We start from the raw sequence: 21889 nt of genomic DNA on the forward strand, positions 1-21889 counted from the left end.
GCCAAACAGGCAAATGCGGTGCCCCAAAGGCACCGTTTGGCGGCTATTGCAGCACACGCTCCAGATTATATTCCCCCGTCCGAATCCGGTCGGGCAGCAATTCCATCAGCTCGGCGGTGGCTTCATCGCCGTGCATTTTGACGAATGTGGCAAGCGCAGCGAACAAGGATGCATGCGCCAATGCAGCCGTCTGCACGCCGTCTTCCTCGGCGTAATTCCATGCTTCTGCTAGATATTCCAGCGCCAGCTGCCGCTCGCCATTGTCGCGGTCAAACAGGGTCTGGCCCGCAGCGGGCGCAAAATTGGTTTTGATTGAAGTCATGCCACGGGCGTAGCATGGGTAATTGTGGCAGGCCCGTAAGAAGTAACCCGAAGGTTAATACGCGGTGTGCAAATTTATCCCCTTACTCCGCAAAGCGCGTATGAATCTCCCGGGCGGTTTTTTCGGCCTCGGTCAGCAAGCGGGTCAGGGCTTCCTTGGCTGCCGGCGTGCAATGACGGTGAAAACGGGCAAAAGCGGTATAACCCCCGTTGAATGCCCCTGCCAGGCGCTGCCGCCGGTCCTCGTCCGGCTCATCGAGCGTGATGAGTTCATCCATCTGCGCCCGCCAATCCGTCGTCTGCGGCTGGCACAGCGGCTGCAGGAAATAAAGGCTGCCCATGATCTCGGCCAGCCGCTCCATCTGCCGCTGATAAGGCGGATCGATCGCCCAACTGGGCGTGCTAGCGAGCCCAAGAGCCAACACAATAAATGATATACGGCGGAAGCGCTCGATCTGCGTCACGTCCCAAACAGCCCAACTATCGTCATCACCGGGCTTGTCCCGGTGATCCATCTCACAACACTTATGGATTGCCGGGACAAGCCCGGCAATGACGAAGGGCGAGTTGCAGCGCTAACCATTGCTCTGCCTTATCACCCCTGCTGCAAAACTGCGAAGGCTCTCGCAAGGACGTCATCGAGCCGGCTCGTTGTCCGGAATGCCACCAGCGCCGAAGGATCGACCCATTTATGGTCCGCAATCTCGTCCGACGCCCGCAGCACGCCCGAAAAATCCCTCGTCACAAACACTTGGAGCCGAAAAGTGCCTTCTCGCCCAAGCATTTGCTCCATCACCGGCCGCACATTACGCACGGTGATATTGAGCTCCTCCTGCACCTCGCGGATCGCGCATTGCTCGATGCTCTCGCCCTCTTCGATCCGTCCGCCCGGCAAGGTCCACAGATGCTGGTAGGGCGCATAGGCGCGCTTGATCAGCAGCACCTTGCCTTCCCTGACAATGGCAACACTGGCGGCATTGGGTTGGTCGGTCACGAGGTGATCCATTTGCGATTCGGGCACCAAGACATTACCTGTTGTTGGTAAACGATGGAGACCACAACATGTGCGGCCGTTACGCTTCAACGCTCCCGCCCGAGATGCTGCAGGAGCTTTTCAAGCTGCTCAATAAGCTCGACATGGTCCCGCGCTATAACATTGCGCCGACCCAGCCGATTGCCGCAATTTGGGAGCAGCACGGCCGCCGCGAAGCCCATTTCGCGCGCTGGGGCCTGGTGCCCGGTTGGGTCAAGGACCCCCGTGAATTTCCGCTGCTGATCAACGCCCGCGTCGAGACCATGGCCGAAAAACCGGCTTTCCGCGATGCGCTTAAACACGGCCGCTGCATCATTCCTGCCAGCGGGTACTACGAATGGCACACCAATCCGGATAAGACCAAGCAGCCCTACTACATCACCTATGCCGATGGTCGCCCCATGGCGCTGGCTGGCCTTTATGCCAGCTGGATGGGCCCTAATGGCGAGGAGATTGACAGCGTCGCCACCATCACCGTGCCGACCAATGCGCAGCTCTCCCCCATCCACGACCGCATGCCAGCCATCATTGCGCCTGACGCGATCGACGACTGGCTCAATGTCCGGGATGTCCGCGCCGCTGAGGCTCGCCAGCTGGCCCTGCCGCTGCCCGACGGCGTCCTCAAATTTCATCCAGTCTCGACCCGCGTCAACTCCGCCCGCGATGACGACCCTGGCCTGATCGAGCCCGCAACGGTCGAGCCGCCAAAGCCTCCCGCCGCAAAGAAACGCGTCGCCGGCGGCAGCGCCCAGATGGATCTGTTTTGAAGAGCGCCACCCCCCAGAGCCCTCGTGGTGAGCCTGTCGAACCACGAGGGCCTGCCCCGGGCTTGACCCGGGGCCGGGCGAGTGGAGGACTAGAGTGCCACGGCCTCGTCCTTCGACAAGCTCAGGATGAGGCCTACTGAGCCAGGCTCAATCAAACCCCGATCCCAAAATACCCCAGCGCATCCCCCATCGCATCTTCCTCATAGCCAAGATGGGACAGCAGCACCCGCTCCAGCGCAAAATAGACGATCTTGGTTTCCTCGAACCGCGCCTCGGTCGGCTCATCGATCAGCGTATTGAGCGCGTCCACCAGCCGCTCCAGCAGTTCGTGCACCACCACATGCTCCGCCCTTAGCCGGTCCGCGATCGCCTTGAATACCGGCCCTTGCTGCGCCAGCCCCGGAAAGATTGCATAGTCCTCGATGGAATGGTGCGTGTTGACGATCTGACAGTGCTGCCCGCAGAGATTACCGAAGCGCCGGTAGTTGGCGACCATGGCGAGATTGCCGGTCTCCTCGGCCACCTGCTCATGCGTCACCGCACCGCGTGAGGCCCGCTCGATAAGCTGCCCCAACGTCACCATGTTGCGCCGCAAGTGATCATGGATCATGCGCAGATGCAGGCCAGGTTCGCGCTGCTCCTCGGTCAAACCCTCCAGCTTTGGCGCCGTCGGACGCGTTGCGTCGTCTAGAAATTGGATATCGTCGATCATGCCAGCTAGATGGCCTTAACCAGAAGGCTGATCAAGACGGCACAAAAAAGTGGCCGCCCTCAAGGCAGCATCTTGCCCGGGTTCAGAATCCCCTTGGGGTCCAGCGCCCCTTTGATCGAGCGCATCATTTCGAGCGCCACCGGGTCCTTCACCTGGCGCAGCAAATTGACCTTGAGCTGGCCAATCCCGTGCTCTGCCGAAACCGAACCACCGAGCTTAAGCACGATCTCATAAATGGCATCATGCACCCGCTCCTCGGCCTCCAGCATGAACGCCTTGCCGTCCGCCCCCACCGGCTGGCTGAAATTGAAGTGGATATTACCATCGCCCATATGCCCGAACGGCACCGGCCTGATCCCCGGCAACAGCCGCTCGGCCGCCGCAATCCCTTGCGCAATTAGCTGCGGCACGGCAGCAATCGGCACCGAAACATCGTGCTTGATCGACGCGCCTTCCCTAGATTGCACCTCGCTCATCTGCTCGCGAAACGCCCACATGCGCGTGCGGTCCTCGAGGCTCTCGGCCATGACGGCATTGTCGATCAATCCATCAGCAAACGCCGCCTCGATCGCCGCCTGCAACGTCCCCTCCGGTCCGCCCCGCATGCGCGACACTTCGATCAGCGCATACCAGGGGGAGGGGCCCGCCGTAGGATCGCGATCAAGGAACCCATGCCGCAATTGCAACTCCAGCCCTAGGACGGGCACGATCTCGAACGCATTGAGCCGCGCGCCCACACGCTCGCGTAGCAGTTGGAACAGGCTCAAGCCTACCTCCGGCCCCGCAATGTTCACCAGCGCCGTCTCGTAATCTTCCGGCTTGGGGAAAATCTTGAGCGTTGCAGCGGTAATGATCCCCAGCGTCCCCTCGGCCCCCACCAGCAGATCCTTGAGATCATAGCCGGTATTATCCTTCTTGAGCGCATTGAGCCCCTGATAAAGCCGCCCATCGGCGAGCACCGCCTCCACCCCCATGGTTAGCTCCCGCGCATTGCCATAGGCCAGGACATTAACGCCCCCCGCATTAGACGAGAGAAGCCCACCAATGCGGGCAGACCCTTGCGAGGCCAGCCATAGCGGAAAGATATTGCCCTCCGCCTCCGCCGCCTTATGCGCGTTTTCAAGGATCACCCCGGCCTCGGCGGTCATGGTCCCCGCCGCCACATCGACGCTGCGGATCTTGTCGAGCTTCGCCAGGCTCACGATCACCTCGTCGCCGCGCTGGGGCACTTGCGCCCCCACAAGCCCCGTATTGCCGCCCTGCGCAATGATCCCGACCTCGTGCTGATGCGCCCAGCGCAAAATCGCCTGCACCTCAGCGACCGAGCTTGGCATCACCACCGCAGCCGCTCCCGTGTGGAAGCGTTTGCGCGGTTCTCGCAAATAATTCCCCATGTGTTCGGGCTCGCCTATAACGGCGTTGGGCCCGATCAAGGCTGCGAGGTCTTGGACGATCTGTGCATGGGGCAAGGACATGGGAGATCCGGAAAGGGCAGGGGCCTTCTAAATGGCTCTGAAAACGGACGGGGACAAGCGGCACAAGGGGGAATAAACCACCAAGCGACTGGAACAAATGGGCGAATCCATTACGGTAGCGGCCAATCGAGCCTGCAATCCTGCCCGCCGCTGTTCCCGTGAGTGAATTTATGACAACAACAACATGGCCGGAAATCTACTTCATCCGGCATGGCCAGACGCAGTGGAACGCGGAGCGCCGCTACCAGGGCCGGCGCGACATCCCCCTCAACGACATCGGTCGCGGACAAGCCGACCAGAACGGGCGCACGCTCGCTTCGCTCTTCAAGGCACGTGGCCTTGATCCTAATGCCTTTGAATGGCACGCCTCGCCCCTGGGACGCACCCGCGAAACCATGGAGCGCGTTCGCGCCGGCTTCGACACGCCACTGCCCGAAGTCAAATTCGACATTCGCCTTATGGAAATCTCCTTCGGCATCCTGGAAGGCGAATTGTTCGAGGATCTGCCTGCCACCATGGCTGTTGCCCCCGGCAAGCGCACCGAGGACTATTGGGAGTTCCGGCCCGAAAACGGCGAAAACTATCGCGACGTCGAAACGCGCCTAGCCGAGTTTTCGAGCGTTCTCCAGGGCCCTTCTGTCGTTGTCGCCCATGGCGGCATCGCCCGCACCCTGCGCGTCCTGATCGAGCGGGCGCCCATCATTGAAGTCATCAACTGGGCCCCGCCGCAGGACGTCATCATGCACTTCAAGCCCGGCTTCATGGAACTGCTCAGCGCCCCCTCCTGATTGACCTGCGGCCCCCGTCTGCCTAGAAAGCCGCCAACCACGGGGCCGCACCATGTCGTTCAACACTTTCGGGCATCTTTTCCGCTTCACCACCTGGGGTGAAAGCCATGGACCGGCCCTCGGCGTCGTGGTCGACGGCTGCCCTCCGGGGCTCGTGCTGACGCCCGAAATGATCCAGCGCGATCTCGACCGTCGCAAGCCCGGCCAGTCGAAATATACCACCCAGCGCCGCGAAGCCGACGAGGTTCGTATCCTCTCCGGCGTCTTCGAAGACGAGCGCACCGACGGCCCCCGCACCACGGGAACGCCCATTTCCCTCCTGATCGAAAACACCGACCAACGCTCCAAGGACTACGCCGATATCCGCGACAAATACCGTCCGGGCCACGCCGACTACACCTATGATCAGAAATACGGCGTCCGGGACTATCGCGGCGGTGGCCGTACCTCCGCCCGCGAAACCGCGGCCCGCGTCGCCGCTGGCGCCGTTGCCCGGCAGGTCCTCGCCGGCATCACTATCCGCGCCAGCCTCGTCCAGATCGGCCCGCACAAGATCGACTACAATAATTTCGATTGGGCCCAAGTCGACCAGAACCCCTTCTTCTGCGCCGACGCCGTAGCCGCTGCCCATTGGGCCAACTATCTCGACGGCATCCGCAAGGAGGGCAATTCGGTCGGCGCCGTGATCGAGGTTGTGGCCGAAAACGTCCCCGCCGGCTGGGGCGCCCCGATCTACGGCAAGCTTAGTGCGGACCTCGCCTCCGCCATGATGAGCATCAACGCCGTCAAGGCTGTGGAAATTGGAGCCGGCTTTGAGGCCGCCAGCCTCACTGGCGTCGAAAACGCCGACCAGATGCGGGCAGGGGAGGGCAAGCCCTATTTCCTCTCCAACCACGCTGGCGGCATCTTGGGTGGCATCAGCAATGGCGACCCCATTGTCTGCCGCTTCGCGGTCAAACCCACCTCATCCATCCTGACCCCGCGCCAGACCGTGACCACCGGCAACCAGGACGCCGACATCATCACCAAGGGCCGCCATGACCCCTGCGTCGGCATCCGCGCCGTCCCTGTCGGCGAAGCCATGATGGCCCTCGTCCTCGCCGACCACGCCCTCCGCCATCGCGGCCAAACCGGCCGTGAAGGTGCGGTGGGCTTCGAGCGCAATTAATCTTACCACACGCTCGATGTCATCCCGGCCTCGAGCCGGGATCCATCCCGAGATGGCGCCACAGCCGCTAGCTGGTCCAGACAAACACCAGCACCCACAATGCCCAAGAGGCCTCATGGTGAGCCCGTCGAACCACGAGGCCGCGCGAGTGGAGGCCTCAGGTGCCACACCCTCATGGTTCGACAAGCTCACCATGAGGTCTACTGCAAATATGGTTCTCCGAACGCGCCCCAACCCCGATCCGTCCCTCCCCCTCCCAGGGGGAGGCTAGGGGTGGGGGGCCTACCTCGACACTGGCTTAGGTGCGGGGCTTGCTCCGCCCAAACACCAGCACCGTCTCCACATTCCCATCCCCACCCGCAATCGGCGACACCACCGACTGCCGGTGCACAAACCCCTGCGCCTCCATAAACGCAATCACATCAGCCAACGCCGTCTCGATGGCCGCAGGGCTGGTCACAATCCCGCCCTTGCCCACATTCTGCCGCCCCACCTCAAATTGCGGCTTGAACAGCACCACCGCCTCTGCCCCCGGCGTACACAGCCGCAGCGGCGCCTCCAGCACCTTGATCACGGAAACAAAGCTGATGTCCGACACCAGGAGGTCGATCGGCTCGGGGATCATCTCCGCGGTCAGATCCCGCGCATTGACCCCTTCCATGCTGACGACGCGATCGCTGCCCTTGAGCCGCTCATGAAACTGCTCATGACCCACATCCACGGCATAGATGCGGCTAGCCCCGCGCTCCATCAGCACCTGCGTGAAGCCACCGGTGGAGGCCCCCACGTCAAGGCAAACCTTACCCTGGACATCGATGGCACCAGCATCGAGCCCCGCCACCAGTTTCAGCGCCGCCCGCGATACATAGTTCGCCGCCGGATCGCTCAACTCCAGCGTGTCGTCGCGGCTGACCATCTGGTTCTGCTTATGCGCGAGAACGCCGTTGATGGTCACCGTGCCGCGCAGAATCGCATCGCGCGCCCGCGCCCGGCTGGGCACCAGCCCGCGCTGTTCCAGCGCCAGATCGAGCCTGATCCGCTCGCTCATCCCTCGACCAGCCGCTTGACCTTGGCTAGCGCCGTATCATGGTCTTCCTCGTAGGACACCGTGCTCTGGAACGCACCATTCTCGTCGATCAGGAAGGTGAGTGCAGTGTGGTTCACGAGGTAATTGGGGTCACCCGGCTCGCCCACCTTCTCGGAAAACACCCCGAACGCCTTCTTGGCATTCTCGGTCTGCTCAAGGCTGCTCCCGACAAGGCCGATGATCGTGGGATCGAACCCTTCCACATAATCCTTGACCATCTCAATCGTGTCGCGCTCTGGATCGACCGAAACGAAAATGATGCGCAGATCCTCTGCCGTCAGCCCAAGCTCACTCCGCCAGGCCGTGGTTTCGGCAAGAGTCGTGGGACACACATCGGGGCAATAGGTAAAACCGAAGAATACCAGGCTCGGCGTCCCCCGCAGATCATCCTGCGTAAAGGCGCCTCCCTTGCTGGAATTGAGCGCGAACTCCTGGCCCGTGATGCCGAGCGGCCGCGCCGGTGGCCGGAACACGAACAGCGCCGTTGCGCCGATAGCCACAACAGCCACTAGCACCCAAAGAACGATGCGGAAATTTCGAAGTGCTTTGGAAGCCATGGTCAGGCGTCGAGCGGTTCGGTACCGGTAGCCTTGCCGTCGCGGCTGAGCGTAATCTTCTCGATCCGCGCCTCGGCCGTCCGCAGCAGCGTTTCGCAGTGTGCCTTCAGTGCTTCGCCGCGCTCATAGATCGCGATCGATTCAGCCAGGGGAGCCCGGCCTGATTCCAGCTTGCCGACGATCTCTTCAAGTTGCTGAAGAGCTGCCTCGAAGCTGAGGGTCTTGATGTCGTCATTGTCGGCCATGGCACAATCCTAGTCGTCGAGGCGCCCCACTGCGCCATCCATCAGCATGGCCACATGGTTTGAAACCCCGCCGGCCAGGCCCTTGAGGTCATACCCACCTTCAAGAAGCGACACAATGCGGTTGCCACAATAGCGCTCGGCGACGTCCATCAACTTTCCGGTGAGCCAGCCATAATCACCCGATTGCCAATTGAGCTGGGCAAGCGGGTCGCGTTCATGTGCGTCGAAACCGGCCGAGATCAGCAGGAGGTCGGGCGAAAAATTGACGAGATCAGGAATGATACGCTCAAGATACGCCTCGCGCATGGTCTGGCCATCGGTTTGCGGATCAAGCGGCGCATTGCTGATATTGCCGACGCCTGTTTCGTCGGCCCGCCCGGTACCGGGATAAAGCGGCATCTGGTGGCTCGAGGCATAAAAGACACTCGGGTCTGCCTTGAAAATGTCCTGCGTGCCATTGCCGTGGTGCACATCAAAATCAATGATCGCCATCCGCTCCGCCCCATATTTCCGCTGCGCCTCGCGGGCAACAATGGCGACCGTGTTGATAAGGCAAAACCCCATAGGGCGGGCGATTTCAGCATGATGGCCCGGCGGGCGGATGGCGCAGAAGGCATTGTCCACCTCGCCGAGCAGCACGGCATCGAGCGCATGGAGAGCGCCGCCAAGGCCGCTCGTCACCGTCGCCAGCGAGGTGGCCGAAATAAACGTATCAGCCTCGATCTGCCCAATTCCTTCCGCTGGTCGGGCCCGACGGAGAATGTCGAGATATCGTCCGTCATGCACCAGTTCCGCCAGCATCAGATCGCCCGTGGGTGCCTCGCGCCGCTTGAGCTTGTCGAAACGCGGCCGAGAGAGTGCCTCTTCCACGGCGCGGATGCGGTCAGCGCGCTCGGGATGGCCCTGCGGCGTCTGGTGATCGGCAAAGTTCGGCTGGCTGACGAGCAGGGTAGTCACGCCCTAGGATGCTCCAGATGATTCGCGACTGCGTCTTGACGTGCCACCGGGCCGTTGTCAAACAGGCGCCATGTCCAACCCAGCCCAACAGCACATGAATGCCCTAACGGTGGCGCAAGCCGCCGAGTTGCTGCGCGCCGGCCGTGTTTGTGCATTTCCCACCGAAACGGTTTACGGCTTGGGCGGCGATGCGACCAATCCCGATGCGGTTCTCTCCATTTACGAAACCAAGGGCCGCCCGCGGTTCAATCCGCTGATCATCCATTGTGCCGACCTCGGTATGGCTCAAACCTTGGCAGAGTTCTCGCCCCTGGCGCGCCGCCTGGCGACGCTCTGGCCGGGCTCGCTGACCATTGTCTTGCCTGCAAAACCGGGCAACGGCCTTGCTGGTATCGCAACAGCCGGTCTGAACACTGTTGGCCTGCGTGTGCCCAATCATCCGCTGGCAACAAAATTGCTCCGGACTGTCGGACGGCCCCTGGCAGCCCCTTCCGCCAATCCCTCCGGCAAACTCTCGCCCACCACGACCGAGCAGGTCTGGACTGGATTTGGGGGCAGGGTGCCGGTTCTGGATGGCGGTCCGTGCCAGGCGGGCTTGGAATCCACCATCATCCGGGTGGATGGCGATCGCCTCATCCAGCTTCGGGCCGGCGCTTTGGCGCGCGAGGAGATCGAACGGGCGCTCGATGTTCCAGTGGAATTGGTGGCGCAAGGCTCGGCGATAGCGGCCCCGGGCATGCTGGCAAGCCATTACGCTCCCGACGCGCAGATCAGGCTCAATGCCGTGCCAGCCCAGGGCGAAGCCTATCTGGCGTTTGGTTCCGCCCAACCCTTCGAAGGGCCTACGCGAAACCTGTCGGAAAGCGGAAATCTGAGGGAAGCGGCACGGAACCTCTTTTCCATGCTCCATGAGCTTGACGCCGAAAGGGCAGGGGTGATCGCCGTCGCACCCATTCCTCAAACCGGGCTGGGCGAGGCGATCAACGATCGCCTCCAACGCGCCGCTGCCCCGCGCAACTAGCCTCCGGCGTGCCGGAGGCTTGTCTTACTGATTGTCACGCACCTTGTAGGGCTTTTGATCCCGCATAAAGCGCGCCAGCGCCTCAAGATCAGGATCGCCCCCCGGCGGCAGAACCACCTTGAGGTTCACATAAAGGTCGCCGTCGCCATAAAGCCCCTTGCCCTTGAGGCGCAAAGCCTTGGCCGTGTCGATCCCCGGCGGCAGGTTCAGCTCCACCGAACCATCCAGCGTCGGCACGCGCACCTTGGCGCCCAAAACCGCCTCGTAAAGCGTGATTGAGACATCGGTGCGCAAATCCGCCCCATCCCGGCGGAACTGCTTGGACTTCTCGAAGCGTACGGTCACCAGGGCATCGCCCGGCTCCCCAACACCCGGAGAACCCTGGCCCTTGAGGCGGATCTGCTGTCCTTCCTCGAGCTTTTCCGGCAGCTTGACGGAAAGCACCTTGCCCGAAGGCATGCGGACGGGAATGGAGCCACCCTTGTGGGCGTCTTCCAGCGATACCGTGGCGTTGACCACGATGTCGTCGCCCTTGATGCGCGCACCGCCACCGCCGCCACCACCAGTCGCCGTTCCCGCAAAGGGGTCCCATTGCGCTCCACCGGCCGTGCGGGTGCCCCCGCGCTGCTGGCCGCCAAAGCCGCTCATGAACTCTTTGAGGATATCTTCTGCCGAAAATCCGCCCTGCGCCGTCCGCGCGCCACGGGGGCCGCCGAACCCGCCCGGATTGAACCCGGCGAATTTGGGATTGCCGTCGGCGTCGATCTCGCCGCGGTCATATTGCGCCCGCTTGGCCGCATCGTTGAGCAGATCATAGGCATTCGTTGCCTCGGCGAACTTGCCGTGGGCCGTAGGATCATCCGGATTTTGGTCGGGGTGATACTTCTTGGCCAGCTTGCGATAGGCGGACTTGATGTCCTTTTCGCTTGCCGATCTTGGCACCCCAAGCACGGTGTAGGGATCGCGCATGTTGTCCATTCAATTTGTGGGAGGCGTTGCTTTGCCCGATTTTCGTGCCCTATATGGCTATGGGCCTCGGCAATGTCCAGTTTCGCTGACGCAAGAGATAAGCTAAAATGTTGCAAACCTTGACCGAACGTTTGTTTGACGACGGCGACCGGTCCGATCTCGATCCCTTCGCCATCTTCGAAGAATGGTTCGCCCTCGCTAGGGAAGCTGAACCCAACGACCCCCACGCCATGGCGCTCGCCACTGCGGACGCAGAGGGCATGCCCGATGTGCGCATGGTCCTGCTCAATGCGCGCGACGAGCGGGGCTTTTGCTTTTTCACCAATTTCGAAAGCGCCAAGGGCCAGCAACTCCTCGCTAATCCCAAGGCGGCCATGGTGATGCATTGGAAGTCGCTCCGCCGCCAAGTCCGCATGCGTGGTCCCGTCGAGCACGTCTCGGCTGCCGAAGCCGACGCCTATTTCGCCACCCGCCACAAAAACAGCCGTATCGCCTCTGCCACGTCCAAGCAGTCGCGACCCGTCGCCAGCCGCGCCCAGATGCTCGATGAAGTTGAATCTCTGACCAAACAGATCGGCACCGGCGAGGCACCACGGCCCGTCCATTGGTCCGGTTTCCGCATTGTCCCCACCAGCATCGAATTCTGGAAGGACGGCGAGTTCCGCCTCCATGACCGTGTCCGCTTTACTCGGGACGGCGGTGGCTGGACCAGCACGCGGCTTTATCCCTGATCGGCAACCTCAACCGGCCGGAGGCTGCGCATGGTTGAGACCAAAGCCAATGCTGCGGTCGTTTTCACCGGCTCCCAGCGCGAACTGGCCGGCATCCTGCTGCGCGGCTACGCTCTGCTGGTGCCAACCATTGGCCTCTATCGCTTTTGGCTCACCAGCTGGAAGCGCCGCTTCTACTGGTCTCACACATCAATCGGCGGGGACCGGCTGGAATATACCGGCGACGCCAGCCAGCTCATGCTCGGCTTCCTCCTGGCCCTTGCTGTGTTCGTGCCGCTCTACGGCATCTTCTTTTATCTCTCTACCCTCTCGTCGGAAGCCGCCCTCATCGGCTACGGTGCCATTGGCATCTTTGTCTGGTTTCTCTCAGGCTACGCCATATATCGCGCGCGTGATTTCCGCCTGTCCCGGACCCTGTGGCGCGGCATCCGGTTTGATCAAGGCGGCAGCGCCTGGGGCTACGCCTGGCGCCGCTTCGGTTGGTCCGTGCTGATGATCATGACGGGCGGGCTCGTCTATCCCTTCATGGCCGCCAATCTCTGGCGCTACCGCTATTGCAACACTTGGTACGGCGATCGTCAGTTCGGCTTCACCGGCAATTGGAGGCAGATCGCCTGGCCCTATTACCTCAGCTACATGGCCGTGTTGATCATCACCGTCCTATCGATCTGGAACGGGGCAGGGTCCGGCATTTTCCCTTTTGGCCTGGCCTCCTTCAACCCTTCAGCGCTTCCACCCCTCGCCACTGGAGCCGCTTTTTGCGCCCTATGGGTGCTGTTCTACCAATCGCGCGAAATCAGCCGCATGTTCTCCGCCGTTCGCCTGGGTTCGGCCGAACTGACGGTGCACATTCGCGCGCGAAGCCTGCTCTGGATTTACGGGCAGTTCGCCCTCGCCCTGCTCGGCACCTTCGTTCTGCTTCTTGTTGGCGGCGCCATTGTCCTCGGCAGTCTTGCGGCCGACGCCTTTGCCGACAACCATTTCGACGCTCAGATATTTCTTGGCTACCTTCAAAGCAGTATTGCCACTGTGATCGCATTTGTGCTGGGCTATCTGCTGCTCCTGGGCGCCTTTACCGCCACAAAGGAGCTGTTCATCGGCTATGGTTTCTGGCGGCTTGTTGCTCAAGGCGCTGATATCTCCGGCCTCCAAAGCCTGGAAAATGTCCAAGCCCGCGCGGAGGACAAAGCCCTTCTTGGCGAAGGCCTTGCCGACGCACTCAACGTGGGAGCCTATTGATGGCCATCCCCGCGCGCTTCCACGATGGTCTGACTGCCGCCGTGCGCGACGTCGCTCTCGACTACGAAAAGCGCGGCGCCTCGGGCACGCTGATCATCCGCGACCCGGTGACCGCAATGGAACTCGCGCGCTGGCCGGCTGGTAACCTCTACACCGTCAATGCGCCTCGGCATGTGCTGCGTCTTGCGGCCACGGGCCAGCCCACGGGTGCCCGGGTGATCGTGGAAGGCCGCGAAGACATAGCCCGCATCCGGGCCACATTGCCGGTGCTGGCGCACAAGGCGCAGCAGGAAACCAGGCGGCAGGTGCGTATCGCCCTCACCGCCACCCTGGCGCTTGCTTCCGTGATCGCCGCCTACCTCTTTGGCGTGCCACTTCTTGCCACCCGCATCGCCAGTGTCGTGCCCCCAGCCTGGGAACAATCCTTGGGCAACACAGTTGCCCAACAGATGGAGGCTGGCCTGGCGCAAAGCGGTGGTTTTGAAATCTGTGATCCCAACCCGCAAAGCCTCGCCAACCAGGCGCTTCAGCGCTTTGGCATCGAAGCCATGCGCGGCTCCGGATCGCCCTTCACCCTCGACATCAAAATCGTGCGCTCCGACATTCCCAACGCCTTTGCCCTGCCGGGCGGCCGTGTCTACTTCTTTTCGGCTTTGCTGGATCGAGCAACCAGCCCGGATGAATTCGCCGGCGTCCTTGCGCACGAGATCGGCCACGTCGTTTATCGCCACGGGCTGGAGCAATTGATTTCCACCGCCGGCACCGGCGCCCTGATCGGCTTTATCCTCGGAGACATGACGGGCCTCTCCGTCGCTGCCGGCCTGGGCTCTACCCTGATCGATGCGCGCTTTTCCCGCCTCGCCGAAAGAGAGGCCGATGCCTATGCAGCGTCCCTGGCGCATAGGCTCGACTTCAACCCTGCCGGCCTTGCCGATTTGATCGCCCGTGTCAGCGAAGACGACCAATTCGCCCAGGCTCTGGCGCTGTTCAACACCCACCCTTTGACCACCGATCGCAAGGCCGCTTTGGAAATCCTCGCCGCACAACGACCCAGCGGGCTCGAGCCGCCCTTCTCTCCAGCCGAATGGGCTGCTATTCGCAGCATGTGCGGGGATCCACCCTTGCTGCCAAAGATCAAGACACCATGACCGCTTCCCCGCATAATCCATCCCGCAGAACCTGGAAGCAGCCATCGGCTGCCCTGTCGTGAACCTGCCTTGCGTATTCTGATCCGCACTTCCAAACTCGCCATCTGGGCGCGCCGGCTCGGCAGCGTCGCCGTGCCGCTGGTCGTCATCTCGGTCCTGCTGCACCGTTTCCGCCTCATCAGCGGCGACCTGTTTCTGGCGGCTGCGGCCCTGGCCTTCTGTGTCGCGCTCGTTGCCGTGCTGACTTCATTGGCAGCTCTTGTCCGCCTCTGGTACAGTGGCGACCAGGGCTGGAGCAAGGCGCTGCTGGGTCTCGCCTTGGGCGTTTTGTGCCTGCTGCCCTTTGCCTTTTACGGCGCCTTGGCCCTGCGCTACCCAGCCGTCACCGACATCGCAACAACCGACCGCAGCCTCCTGCCGCTGGTGTTTGAACCCGGCACGGCAGATATGCCGCCGCCCAAAATGCTCTCGCCTGCCGAGCAGGAAGCGATCTTTCCCAATATTGTCACCCGCACCTATCCGCTGAACCAGGCGCAGACTTTTGAGCTGATCCGCGATCAGGTGGCCAGCAATGGCTGGGAGATCAGGGCCGAGCGCGCCGTGTCACCCGGCACGGCCCGCCAGATCAACGCCCAGATCGTGACCTTGCCCGGTTGGCGCGAGGAGGCGGTTATTCGCGTTTCTGGAGATGATCAGAGCGCCAGTGTCGACATGCGCTCCGTTTCGCTCAATGCTCCCCACGATTTTGGCAGCAATGGCCAGCGGCTGGAGAGCTTTCTGACCAATCTAGACGATGCCATCACAACGCTTCTGGTGGAAAATCCCGACATCAACCTCCCAACGCCCGTGGAACCCGAAGGCGACGTTCAGCCACCTGCTTCGTGAAGCGTGATCCGGAGGCCCAAAAGCCCCCGGGAAACCAACAGCCGGTTCTGTGCCGCCAGATACTCCACATGCGCCGCTACGGTCATCCGTGCCGCCCGCCGAACGGGCCAGGTTTGCTGCGGATAGATCGCGGCAACAATTGCCCCGATCGTCCGCGCACCGCGCTGCACCGCATCGACAATCTGCCCATTGCGCAATTCCCGATGCGCCCGGAGCGATCGGGCAAATGCCGGGCCGTCCTCGATAGGCCCGCCATGAGCCGGATGATAGCGCCGATAGGGCAGGGCGGTGATTTTGTCGAGCGAGCCGAAATAATCAGCTATCGAGCCATCGGGCACAGCAATCAGCGTTGAATTCCACCCCATTACATGGTCCCCGCTGAGCAGCATGTCACCACAGCCGAACGCAAGGTGATTAGCACAATGCCCAGGCGTGGCATGGACCGTGACTTGGAGGTCCCCCACCCGGATCGTCTCCCCATCCACTACAACACGATCGGGCACCAATCCCCAGTCGCTTGAGCCACGCAGCCGATTGCGCTCGAATCGATGCAAGGGACGGGACAGCCGATGTGCACCACCGAACCATAATGGCGCCCCTAGGTGCCGAGCCAGCCGCCCTGCCAATGCAGAATGATCACGATGAGTGTGCGTCAGCACAACGGCGTCCACCGGCCGGCCCGCAATAGCCTGCAGCAGTGCAGCAAGATGACGATCATCGTCCGGCCCGGGATCAAGCACAGCCAGCCGTTCATGGCCAAGCAGGAAACTATTGGTGCCGGTAAACGTATAGGCACTGCTGTTGGGCGCCGTGATCCGCACCAGCCCCCCGGCAACCTGAACCGGCTGCCCCGTTTGTGGATCGAATTGCTTGTCGAAGACCAGGGGGGCAGCCATTGCACTCACGATTTTGGCACATTAAGAAAGTGGTGACGTAAACCGCTGCCGTGTCTTACGCAAACAGCGGGCGCCCTAAGTACGAAAGGTTTGAAATGGCGATGACTTTGACAACGCCCAACACGCTCCTGGGTCTTTACCAGCCTAAGGGCGATGTCGCCAAACTGGCATCCAATTTCGCAACGATCGTGCTGGGCACGCTGCTCATCACCGCCTGCGCCAAGATCAACGTGCCGGTCTGGCCAGTTCCTGTGACACTGCAGGGCTTTGCCGTGGCCGGACTTGCCGCCGCTTTCGGTGCCCGCATCGGCGTTGCGACCGTCGCGCTCTACCTGCTCCAAGGCGCCCTCGGCCTTCCCGTTTTCGCCACTGGGGGCGGCCTGCCTTACCTGGTTGGTCCTACGGGCGGGTTCCTCCTTGGCTTCCTTGCCATGGCTGCCATCATCGGTCATGCCGCCGACCGCGGCGCCTCCGGCAAGCCAATGGCCCTCTTTGCTGCCATGCTGGTCGGCGATGCCGCCCTGTTCGCCCTAGGCTTCGCCTGGCTGCTTCTCCTCTCCGGCCAGGCCCAGTGGCTCGACCAGTCCAACGTCGTCGCCTCCGCCTTTGCCAAGGCCGTCCAGCCCTTCATCCTTTGGGACATCCTCAAAATGGCCTTGGCTGCCCTTACCGTCAGCGGCATCTGGAGCCAGCTCAAGAAGTAAAAAGACGACCTTCCGTAATCGTCTAAGGCCGGCCCAGCGCCGGCCTTTTGCTTTTGGCAAGCCGCTTGGGTTGTTCTCTCACCATCCGCAGCCTTGCACGCCCTGCATGGGCCTCATGTAAGTTGAGCTGCACCTGATCTGCAAAACAACAAGTCATTCCGAGTATCGCAGCCCTTCTCTATTAACCAGGGGGCATCTTGGGCAGCGTTTTGGGTAAATGAAACCTTTCTTCGACGTTGACGACTTGATTGAGACCGCTTAAGAACACCGTGCGGTAATTTTTTGAGGGTTTTTCATGCGTAAAGTGCTGTTGACGGTAGTCTCTGCGGCGTTGATGGGCGCTTCCACTTTGAGTGGCGCTGTTGTTCCCCACGCCTTTGCTCAAGATAATACGACTGCCTTGGAAGCGCAGGTCCTGGCAGCTTGCGCCGTGGACGAAGCTGAATTCCGCTCGTTTCTGGCAGACTATTCCGCCCAGATGGCTGAATTGGTTGCAAGCGGCGCGATCACGAGCGACGAAGCCCTGGCACGTTTCCAGGCCCTCCGCGACGCAGCTCGCGAAGCCGATTGCGGCCCAGTGGTTGACGAAGCTTTTGAGGAATTGTTCCCGGACACCGCAGCCACTGGTGCAATCGCCCCTGCTGCCATTGCTGCAGGCGGTGAAAGCCTCAGTGGAACTACTGGCGGTGGTGCTGAGCCCGACGTGGCAAGCCCCAATTGATAGATGAACTAGCTTAAGTTCGGGCTGACGCACTTGTTTCGAGTGTGTCAGCTTTTTTGTGCCACTTGCCAGATGGCGCAATAGTTCATGCCGCAATCTTGCGAATAGTCCGGTTTGCTGCCGAGACTTGCATTAACTAACTAGCTAAGTTGTGAAAACAATGACTTGGTAGTGGCGTGGCCATGTTTATGGTGTCTGCGAAATAAGACTTTGTTAACAGTGTTCACGGGGAAGCTGCAGTGAGTAGTCTAGGCTTTCAGGGCGAAACCGAGATCAATGCTTCGGCACTTGATTTTCCGCTATCGATCGCTCGGCAGGCGGCCAACCAGAATGATCCTGTTGACTGGCTTGACCCGTCCGCCGGTAAGCTCGTGAGCTCCAAGGCAACACGCATCCTGAACCCATCGCCCAATCTTCTCGGCTGGCAATCCGACGCTAAAAGGTTGTTCGATATCCTGGTTTCAGGAATAGCGATCATTGCGCTGATGCCGCTGCTTATTCTCGTTGCCCTGGCGATCCGCCTGGAAAGCAAAGGACCGGTCCTCTTCGTGCAGCAACGCGAAGGCAAGGCCGGTATGCTGTTCCGCGCCCTCAAGTTCCGCTCCATGCGACAGGATGATTGCGACCTCAGCGGGGTGCAGCAGACAATCGTTGGCGACAGCCGCGTCACCAAAGTGGGCAGCTTTATTCGCCGCACCAGCATCGACGAGCTGCCGCAGCTGTTCAATGTGCTGCTCGGCGACATGTCCCTGGTCGGCCCGCGTCCACATGTCCGCGGCATGATGGCCGGCGGCCGTGACTACCGGGCGCTGGTGCCCTATTACGATCTGCGCCTTGCAGTTACGCCCGGGCTGACCGGCTGGGCTCAGGCTAATGGATTGCGTGGGCCCACGACCGATGCCACACTGGCCCGCAAGCGCGTCGACTATGACCTCGACTACATCGAGAACTTCAGCCTCTGGCTGGACCTTAAGATCATCTGGCTGACCCTGAAGCGCGAACTCGCCGGCGGCTCTGGTCACTGATCGCTAGGCGTCCGCTAAAAACGGCTGCAGACGCTTAGACTTTGATGCATCTACTATTCGAGCACCCTGTATGTTCGGAACGCTAAACATCCTCGCCAAAACATTCCTGCCATAGCAGGAACTGGTACAACGAACCTTCCGGCCTGCACGCTGGGAGTTCGTTTGAGCATAGCTGTACCCCGAAGCGAGATCTGATAATCCCTCAGCACGCCCAGAGGCGTCATGGTGAGCCTGTCGAACCACGAGGCCGCGCGAGTGGAGCCCATATCACCACGTTCATAAAGCGATCAGGTACACGCTGGTAGCGTTCGCTCGGCACTTGTGCGAGCGATGGAGCGGCCGCCGTGCCGATAGCTGCCTCCCCATAGTGAGGAGGGGCAGGGCGGCTGTTTAGCTGGGATAGCCCGCCTCTCGCCCCGCCACATAGTACCATCTACGACATTACGCAGGTCAACTGCACGAAGGCAGCGCGCGCTTACGCCTCCACGTAATACCCACCATATTTCCGCTGATAGGCAATCCGCGACTCGATCTGCTGATTAAGAGCAACAAACACCGCAGTCTCGGGTGCGGCCTCCTTGAGGCTGTTGAGCGCCGCCTTCGCATCCATCTGGGACGTGCTGGCCCATTTGGTGACAAAGACAATCGCATCGGTCAGCGGCGCCACATAAAGTGCGTCCACCACCGGCCCCACCGGAGGCGTGTCCACAATCACCACTTCAAAGGCCTGGCGCGCAGATTTGAGCAGCCGCTCGAAGGCGGGCAGCGTCACCAGATGATCCGTCGGTACGCCACTACGACCCGACCCCAGCAGTAAAATGGCCTTGGTGAGCGTATCCGTCGTAATGATGGACTGGATCTCGGGTGCGTTCTCCGGATCGGAGTTCAAGAACTCCAGAAGCCCAACGGAAGATTCGATCCCTACATGCCGGTGGATGCTGGGCTTTCTCAGATCCGCATCGATCAGCAGGACCTTGCGGCCGGAAGTGGCATAGGATCGCGCAAGCGATAGCGCCACGGTCGTCTTACCCTCATTGGGCGCTGTGGAACTCACCATGATGACCTGGCTGCGTCGGTCGGCTGCACCAGGGGTGATGATCTTGGCCTGATCGATGGCGGCCCGCAGGCGCCGGATACTTTCGGCAAATACCGACAGGGGAGAGTTCACCATGAGAGCCGAAATCTCGTTTGAACTTCCCTTCTGGCGCGGAATGGCCGCAGGCACCTTGGCCTTCAAAACGGCCTCGGTCTGGTCTTCACGCGTGAAGCCGCCGATCAGATTTTCATAAGCAAAGGCAAGCAACACGCCCAAGCCGATCGCCGCAATGCCGGCCAGCGTCAAGATCAGCGGCCGGTTGGGGAACACGGCGCGTTCGTCTACCAGAGCTGGCGAAACGATCCGGCTGTCCGCGACTTGCAGGCTCGCACGGGTGGAAAGGTCCTGCTCAAGCCCGAGAAGGCGCTGATATTGCTGCCGCGCGAGCTCAGCGCCCTGCTGCAAATCAAACAGCTCGGTCAACATTTCCGCAGGCAGGCCACTCGAAACAGCTGAACTGCGCAGGCGCTGCCGTGTCTGCTCTTCCTGTTCCTGAGTCTGGGCGACCTGATTTTGCAGCTGATCGATCTGCGACACGGCCGCAGTGCGCAGCTGCTCGTCAATGCTCTGCAGTTCGCTCTGCAGATCAATCGCGATCGCCGGGTCCGCATTGGCAATCTGCCCGTTCAACTCGTTGCGGCGTTGTTCGAGCTGGCGAACCGCATCATCCTGCAGGCTTTGAACGATGGCGTTTATGTCGTTATTGGCCACGCTAGCCTGCAATGTTTCGGCGAGAGCTGCCGATTGCTGGCGCGCTTGTGTCAGCTCACCGATCTGTCGCTGCAAACTGGCCAGTTCCGTGCGACCCGTTTCGGCAACAATGCGGTCTATATTGCTGTTGATGTAGCTGTCGAATGCGCCTTCGGATTCAACGATATGCTGGCGGGCAGAGCCGATACGGCCTTGCATGATGTCCCGCGAGGCCAGAACATTGCTGACCTTGGATTGCAATTGTTCCGAGACATAGGCCTCCGCCACGGCATTGGCCAAGTCCGCAGCGCGCTGCGGATCGGGCGAGCGCACCTGAACAGAAATCACATAGGTCAGACCTACACGCTGCACGGTCAGGTTCCGCCGCAAGCCCTGAAGGGCTTGGGTCACCGCTTCTTCAGCCGTTGGCGGGGTAAGATCGCCCAGCCGAAGCGTCGCAAGAATTCGCTCGCGCAGGGAAGGCGCCCAATTATCCACCACCTCTTTTACGAGGTCTTGGGATTGAACAACCCGCAGCAGGACGTTGTTGGAGCGCAGGATCTCCACTTCGCTATCGACCTTGGCGCTGTCGCTGCCGGTCGAGAAGCCTTGCGTTTCGGGGTCCAGCAAGTCCTTGCGCGCGGGATCCACCAGGATAAGCGCTGAGGACGAATAGATCGGGGTCAGCGAAAAGGCGATCAAGGCTGCCGCTGCGACCACAAGCAGGACCGTTACCGCAATCAGGCGGAATTGGCGCTGCAATAGGCCAAAAATGGTGCGGAGCTCTATTGTCTCATCCATATTGCTTTTCCCGAAGAAGTCATTGGCTGTGTGTAAGCACAGCAGTTCTTGTTTAATAGAGCCGCTGTTCGCATAGGCTCATTGCTGTTTACACGCCAGTCGTAAAGAAAGCCGGTGCTTGCCCCTTGGACAGGCGAACTGCCGTCAGCCTGCCGGTTGCAAAAGCGCCTGTGTCGATGCCGATCCGCCCCTGGGCGATCTCGGGCTCCTCCACCGGCGTATGCCCATGGACAACCAGCAGTCCGTCCACCGGCGCAGCCTCCAGGAACTCGCGCCGTATCCACATCAGATCGCTGCGATCCTGCTGCTCCAGCGGAATGTTTCTTCTGATCCCGGCGTGCACGAAAACGGTCTGTTCCACCTGCAGCGTCACGGCAAGGCTCGTGAGAAAGCCGACATGCTCCTGCGGAACAAGGCTTTGAAGCATCCTTTGGCGCGCCTTGGGCGCCAGCGAGCGAAACAGATCCGCATCGGCCCCATAGGAGCGAACCGTTTCCATGCCCCCAAACTCGAGCCATCCTTCATCGCCCGCCCCCAGAAGGGCGTTGAGCATCATCTCTTCATGGTTGCCCGCCAGCAGCACTCGGCTGAAACCGGCCGGTGCCGGACGCAACAGGTGGTCGATCACCCCTGCCGATTGGGGGCCCCGATCAACATAGTCTCCCAACATCACGAGGAGTTTGTCGCCCGGCGGAGCGTCGCTGTCGGCTAGGATGCACTGCTCGATCCGCTGCAATTGCTCAAGGCAACCATGAACATCGCCAATGGCATAGATGGCAGCAGGCCAGGACGGGATACTCAGATGTGTTTCAAAGGCGCTGACCATGCGCGGCCTTGGCCTGAACAGTGATCC

24 protein-coding genes are annotated in these 21889 nt (G+C 61.3%); 11 read left to right on the plus strand and 13 right to left on the minus strand.

The window, feature by feature from the left end; translation table 11 throughout:
* Positions 1–43: 43 nt before the first annotated feature.
* The 3 genes from DDE77_RS01545 to DDE77_RS01555 all read right to left on the minus strand — a co-directional run bounded on the left by DDE77_RS01545 (position 44) and on the right by DDE77_RS01555 (position 1315).
* Positions 44–322, minus strand: a complete 279-nt coding sequence (locus tag DDE77_RS01545; protein WP_108395662.1) for a hypothetical protein — start codon at positions 320–322, stop codon at positions 44–46.
* Between the two features lie 82 nt (positions 323–404).
* A complete protein-coding gene (locus tag DDE77_RS01550) occupies positions 405–836 on the minus strand; it encodes a TIGR02301 family protein (RefSeq protein WP_108395663.1) in 432 nt (143 codons plus the stop codon).
* An 80-nt stretch (positions 837–916) separates the two neighbouring features.
* Positions 917–1315 (minus strand): NUDIX hydrolase, encoded by a 399-nt coding sequence (locus DDE77_RS01555; protein ID WP_157959600.1) that lies wholly within the window; start codon positions 1313–1315, stop codon positions 917–919.
* 68 nt (positions 1316–1383) lie between these two features.
* On the opposite strand from DDE77_RS01555, the gene DDE77_RS01560 reads away from it, so the two are divergent.
* The gene (locus tag DDE77_RS01560; protein ID WP_108395665.1) at positions 1384–2121 is read left to right on the plus strand and encodes an SOS response-associated peptidase; all 738 of its coding nucleotides are present in this window, start codon (positions 1384–1386) and stop codon (positions 2119–2121) included.
* 151 nt (positions 2122–2272) lie between these two features.
* On the opposite strand, the gene DDE77_RS01565 is transcribed toward DDE77_RS01560, so the two are convergent.
* Positions 2273–2833 carry a hemerythrin domain-containing protein gene (locus tag DDE77_RS01565; RefSeq protein ID WP_108395666.1) on the minus strand — a complete coding sequence of 187 codons (561 nt, stop codon included), beginning with the start codon at positions 2831–2833 and terminating at the stop codon, positions 2273–2275.
* A gap of 59 nt (positions 2834–2892) precedes the next feature.
* Positions 2893–4308 (minus strand): FAD-binding oxidoreductase, encoded by a 1416-nt coding sequence (locus DDE77_RS01570; RefSeq protein ID WP_108395667.1) that lies wholly within the window; start codon positions 4306–4308, stop codon positions 2893–2895.
* 170 nt (positions 4309–4478) lie between these two features.
* On the opposite strand from DDE77_RS01570, the gene DDE77_RS01575 reads away from it, so the two are divergent.
* Both DDE77_RS01575 and aroC read left to right on the plus strand, forming a co-directional pair.
* Positions 4479–5096 carry a histidine phosphatase family protein gene (locus tag DDE77_RS01575; RefSeq protein ID WP_108395668.1) on the plus strand — a complete coding sequence of 206 codons (618 nt, stop codon included), beginning with the start codon at positions 4479–4481 and terminating at the stop codon, positions 5094–5096.
* A gap of 52 nt (positions 5097–5148) precedes the next feature.
* Positions 5149–6264 (plus strand): chorismate synthase, encoded by a 1116-nt coding sequence (gene aroC, locus DDE77_RS01580; protein WP_108395669.1) that lies wholly within the window; start codon positions 5149–5151, stop codon positions 6262–6264.
* Positions 6265–6562: 298 nt separating this feature from the next.
* Here aroC and DDE77_RS01585 read toward each other — a convergent pair whose 3' ends face one another.
* Genes DDE77_RS01585 through DDE77_RS01600 form a run of 4 tightly spaced genes read right to left on the minus strand, consistent with a single transcriptional unit; the run spans position 6563 to position 9110 of the window.
* Positions 6563–7312: a TlyA family RNA methyltransferase gene (locus tag DDE77_RS01585; RefSeq protein ID WP_108395670.1), complete on the minus strand. Its 750-nt coding sequence runs from the start codon at positions 7310–7312 to the stop codon at positions 6563–6565.
* Entirely contained in the window at positions 7309–7908 is a 600-nt protein-coding gene (locus tag DDE77_RS01590) for an SCO family protein (RefSeq protein WP_108395671.1), read from the minus strand. The genes DDE77_RS01585 and DDE77_RS01590 overlap by 4 nt, the downstream gene beginning before the upstream one ends.
* A gap of 2 nt (positions 7909–7910) precedes the next feature.
* Positions 7911–8153 (minus strand): exodeoxyribonuclease VII small subunit, encoded by a 243-nt coding sequence (locus tag DDE77_RS01595; RefSeq protein WP_108395672.1) that lies wholly within the window; start codon positions 8151–8153, stop codon positions 7911–7913.
* 9 nt (positions 8154–8162) lie between these two features.
* Entirely contained in the window at positions 8163–9110 is a 948-nt protein-coding gene (locus DDE77_RS01600) for a histone deacetylase family protein (protein ID WP_108395673.1), read from the minus strand.
* 70 nt (positions 9111–9180) lie between these two features.
* On the opposite strand from DDE77_RS01600, the gene DDE77_RS01605 reads away from it, so the two are divergent.
* Positions 9181–10131: an L-threonylcarbamoyladenylate synthase gene (locus DDE77_RS01605; protein WP_170116456.1), complete on the plus strand. Its 951-nt coding sequence runs from the start codon at positions 9181–9183 to the stop codon at positions 10129–10131.
* A 24-nt stretch (positions 10132–10155) separates the two neighbouring features.
* Here the strand turns inward: DDE77_RS01605 and DDE77_RS01610 are convergent, their stop codons facing one another.
* The gene (locus DDE77_RS01610) at positions 10156–11100 is read right to left on the minus strand and encodes a DnaJ C-terminal domain-containing protein (RefSeq protein ID WP_108395877.1); all 945 of its coding nucleotides are present in this window, start codon (positions 11098–11100) and stop codon (positions 10156–10158) included.
* Between the two features lie 107 nt (positions 11101–11207).
* Here DDE77_RS01610 and pdxH point away from each other — a divergent pair, with 107 nt between their 5' ends.
* The 4 genes from pdxH (at position 11208) to DDE77_RS01630 (ending at position 15103) form a co-directional block, all read left to right on the plus strand.
* On the plus strand, positions 11208–11831 hold the full coding sequence (pdxH, locus tag DDE77_RS01615) for a pyridoxamine 5'-phosphate oxidase (protein ID WP_108395675.1): 624 nt from the start codon (positions 11208–11210) through the stop codon (positions 11829–11831).
* 30 nt (positions 11832–11861) lie between these two features.
* Entirely contained in the window at positions 11862–13070 is a 1209-nt protein-coding gene (locus DDE77_RS01620; RefSeq protein WP_108395676.1) for a DUF898 family protein, read from the plus strand.
* Complete coding sequence (locus DDE77_RS01625; protein ID WP_108395677.1) at positions 13070–14218, plus strand: M48 family metallopeptidase; 1149 nt, start codon at positions 13070–13072, stop codon at positions 14216–14218. Before DDE77_RS01620 ends, DDE77_RS01625 begins: the two co-directional genes overlap by 1 nt.
* Before the next feature lie 69 nt (positions 14219–14287).
* Positions 14288–15103: a DUF1499 domain-containing protein gene (locus tag DDE77_RS01630; protein WP_108395678.1), complete on the plus strand. Its 816-nt coding sequence runs from the start codon at positions 14288–14290 to the stop codon at positions 15101–15103.
* On the opposite strand, the gene DDE77_RS01635 is transcribed toward DDE77_RS01630, so the two are convergent.
* Complete coding sequence (locus DDE77_RS01635; RefSeq protein ID WP_108395679.1) at positions 15085–15999, minus strand: MBL fold metallo-hydrolase; 915 nt, start codon at positions 15997–15999, stop codon at positions 15085–15087. The two genes, DDE77_RS01630 and DDE77_RS01635, sit on opposite strands and share 19 nt — an antisense overlap.
* Before the next feature lie 95 nt (positions 16000–16094).
* Here DDE77_RS01635 and DDE77_RS01640 point away from each other — a divergent pair, with 95 nt between their 5' ends.
* From DDE77_RS01640 to DDE77_RS01650, 3 genes are all read left to right on the plus strand, one after another.
* Positions 16095–16703: a biotin transporter BioY gene (locus DDE77_RS01640; protein WP_245895047.1), complete on the plus strand. Its 609-nt coding sequence runs from the start codon at positions 16095–16097 to the stop codon at positions 16701–16703.
* Between the two features lie 295 nt (positions 16704–16998).
* A complete protein-coding gene (locus DDE77_RS01645) occupies positions 16999–17424 on the plus strand; it encodes a hypothetical protein (RefSeq protein WP_157959601.1) in 426 nt (141 codons plus the stop codon).
* 239 nt (positions 17425–17663) lie between these two features.
* Positions 17664–18449 carry a sugar transferase gene (locus DDE77_RS01650; protein ID WP_245895048.1) on the plus strand — a complete coding sequence of 262 codons (786 nt, stop codon included), beginning with the start codon at positions 17664–17666 and terminating at the stop codon, positions 18447–18449.
* A 475-nt stretch (positions 18450–18924) separates the two neighbouring features.
* Here DDE77_RS01650 and DDE77_RS01655 read toward each other — a convergent pair whose 3' ends face one another.
* On the minus strand, positions 18925–21036 hold the full coding sequence (locus DDE77_RS01655; RefSeq protein WP_108395681.1) for a GumC family protein: 2112 nt from the start codon (positions 21034–21036) through the stop codon (positions 18925–18927).
* 88 nt (positions 21037–21124) lie between these two features.
* Positions 21125–21862 (minus strand): metallophosphoesterase family protein, encoded by a 738-nt coding sequence (locus DDE77_RS01660; RefSeq protein WP_157959602.1) that lies wholly within the window; start codon positions 21860–21862, stop codon positions 21125–21127.
* Between the last annotated feature and the right edge of the window lie 27 nt (positions 21863–21889).

The organism is Devosia submarina (genome assembly GCF_003056345.1).
Taxonomy (GTDB): Bacteria; Pseudomonadota; Alphaproteobacteria; order Rhizobiales; family Devosiaceae; genus Devosia; species Devosia submarina.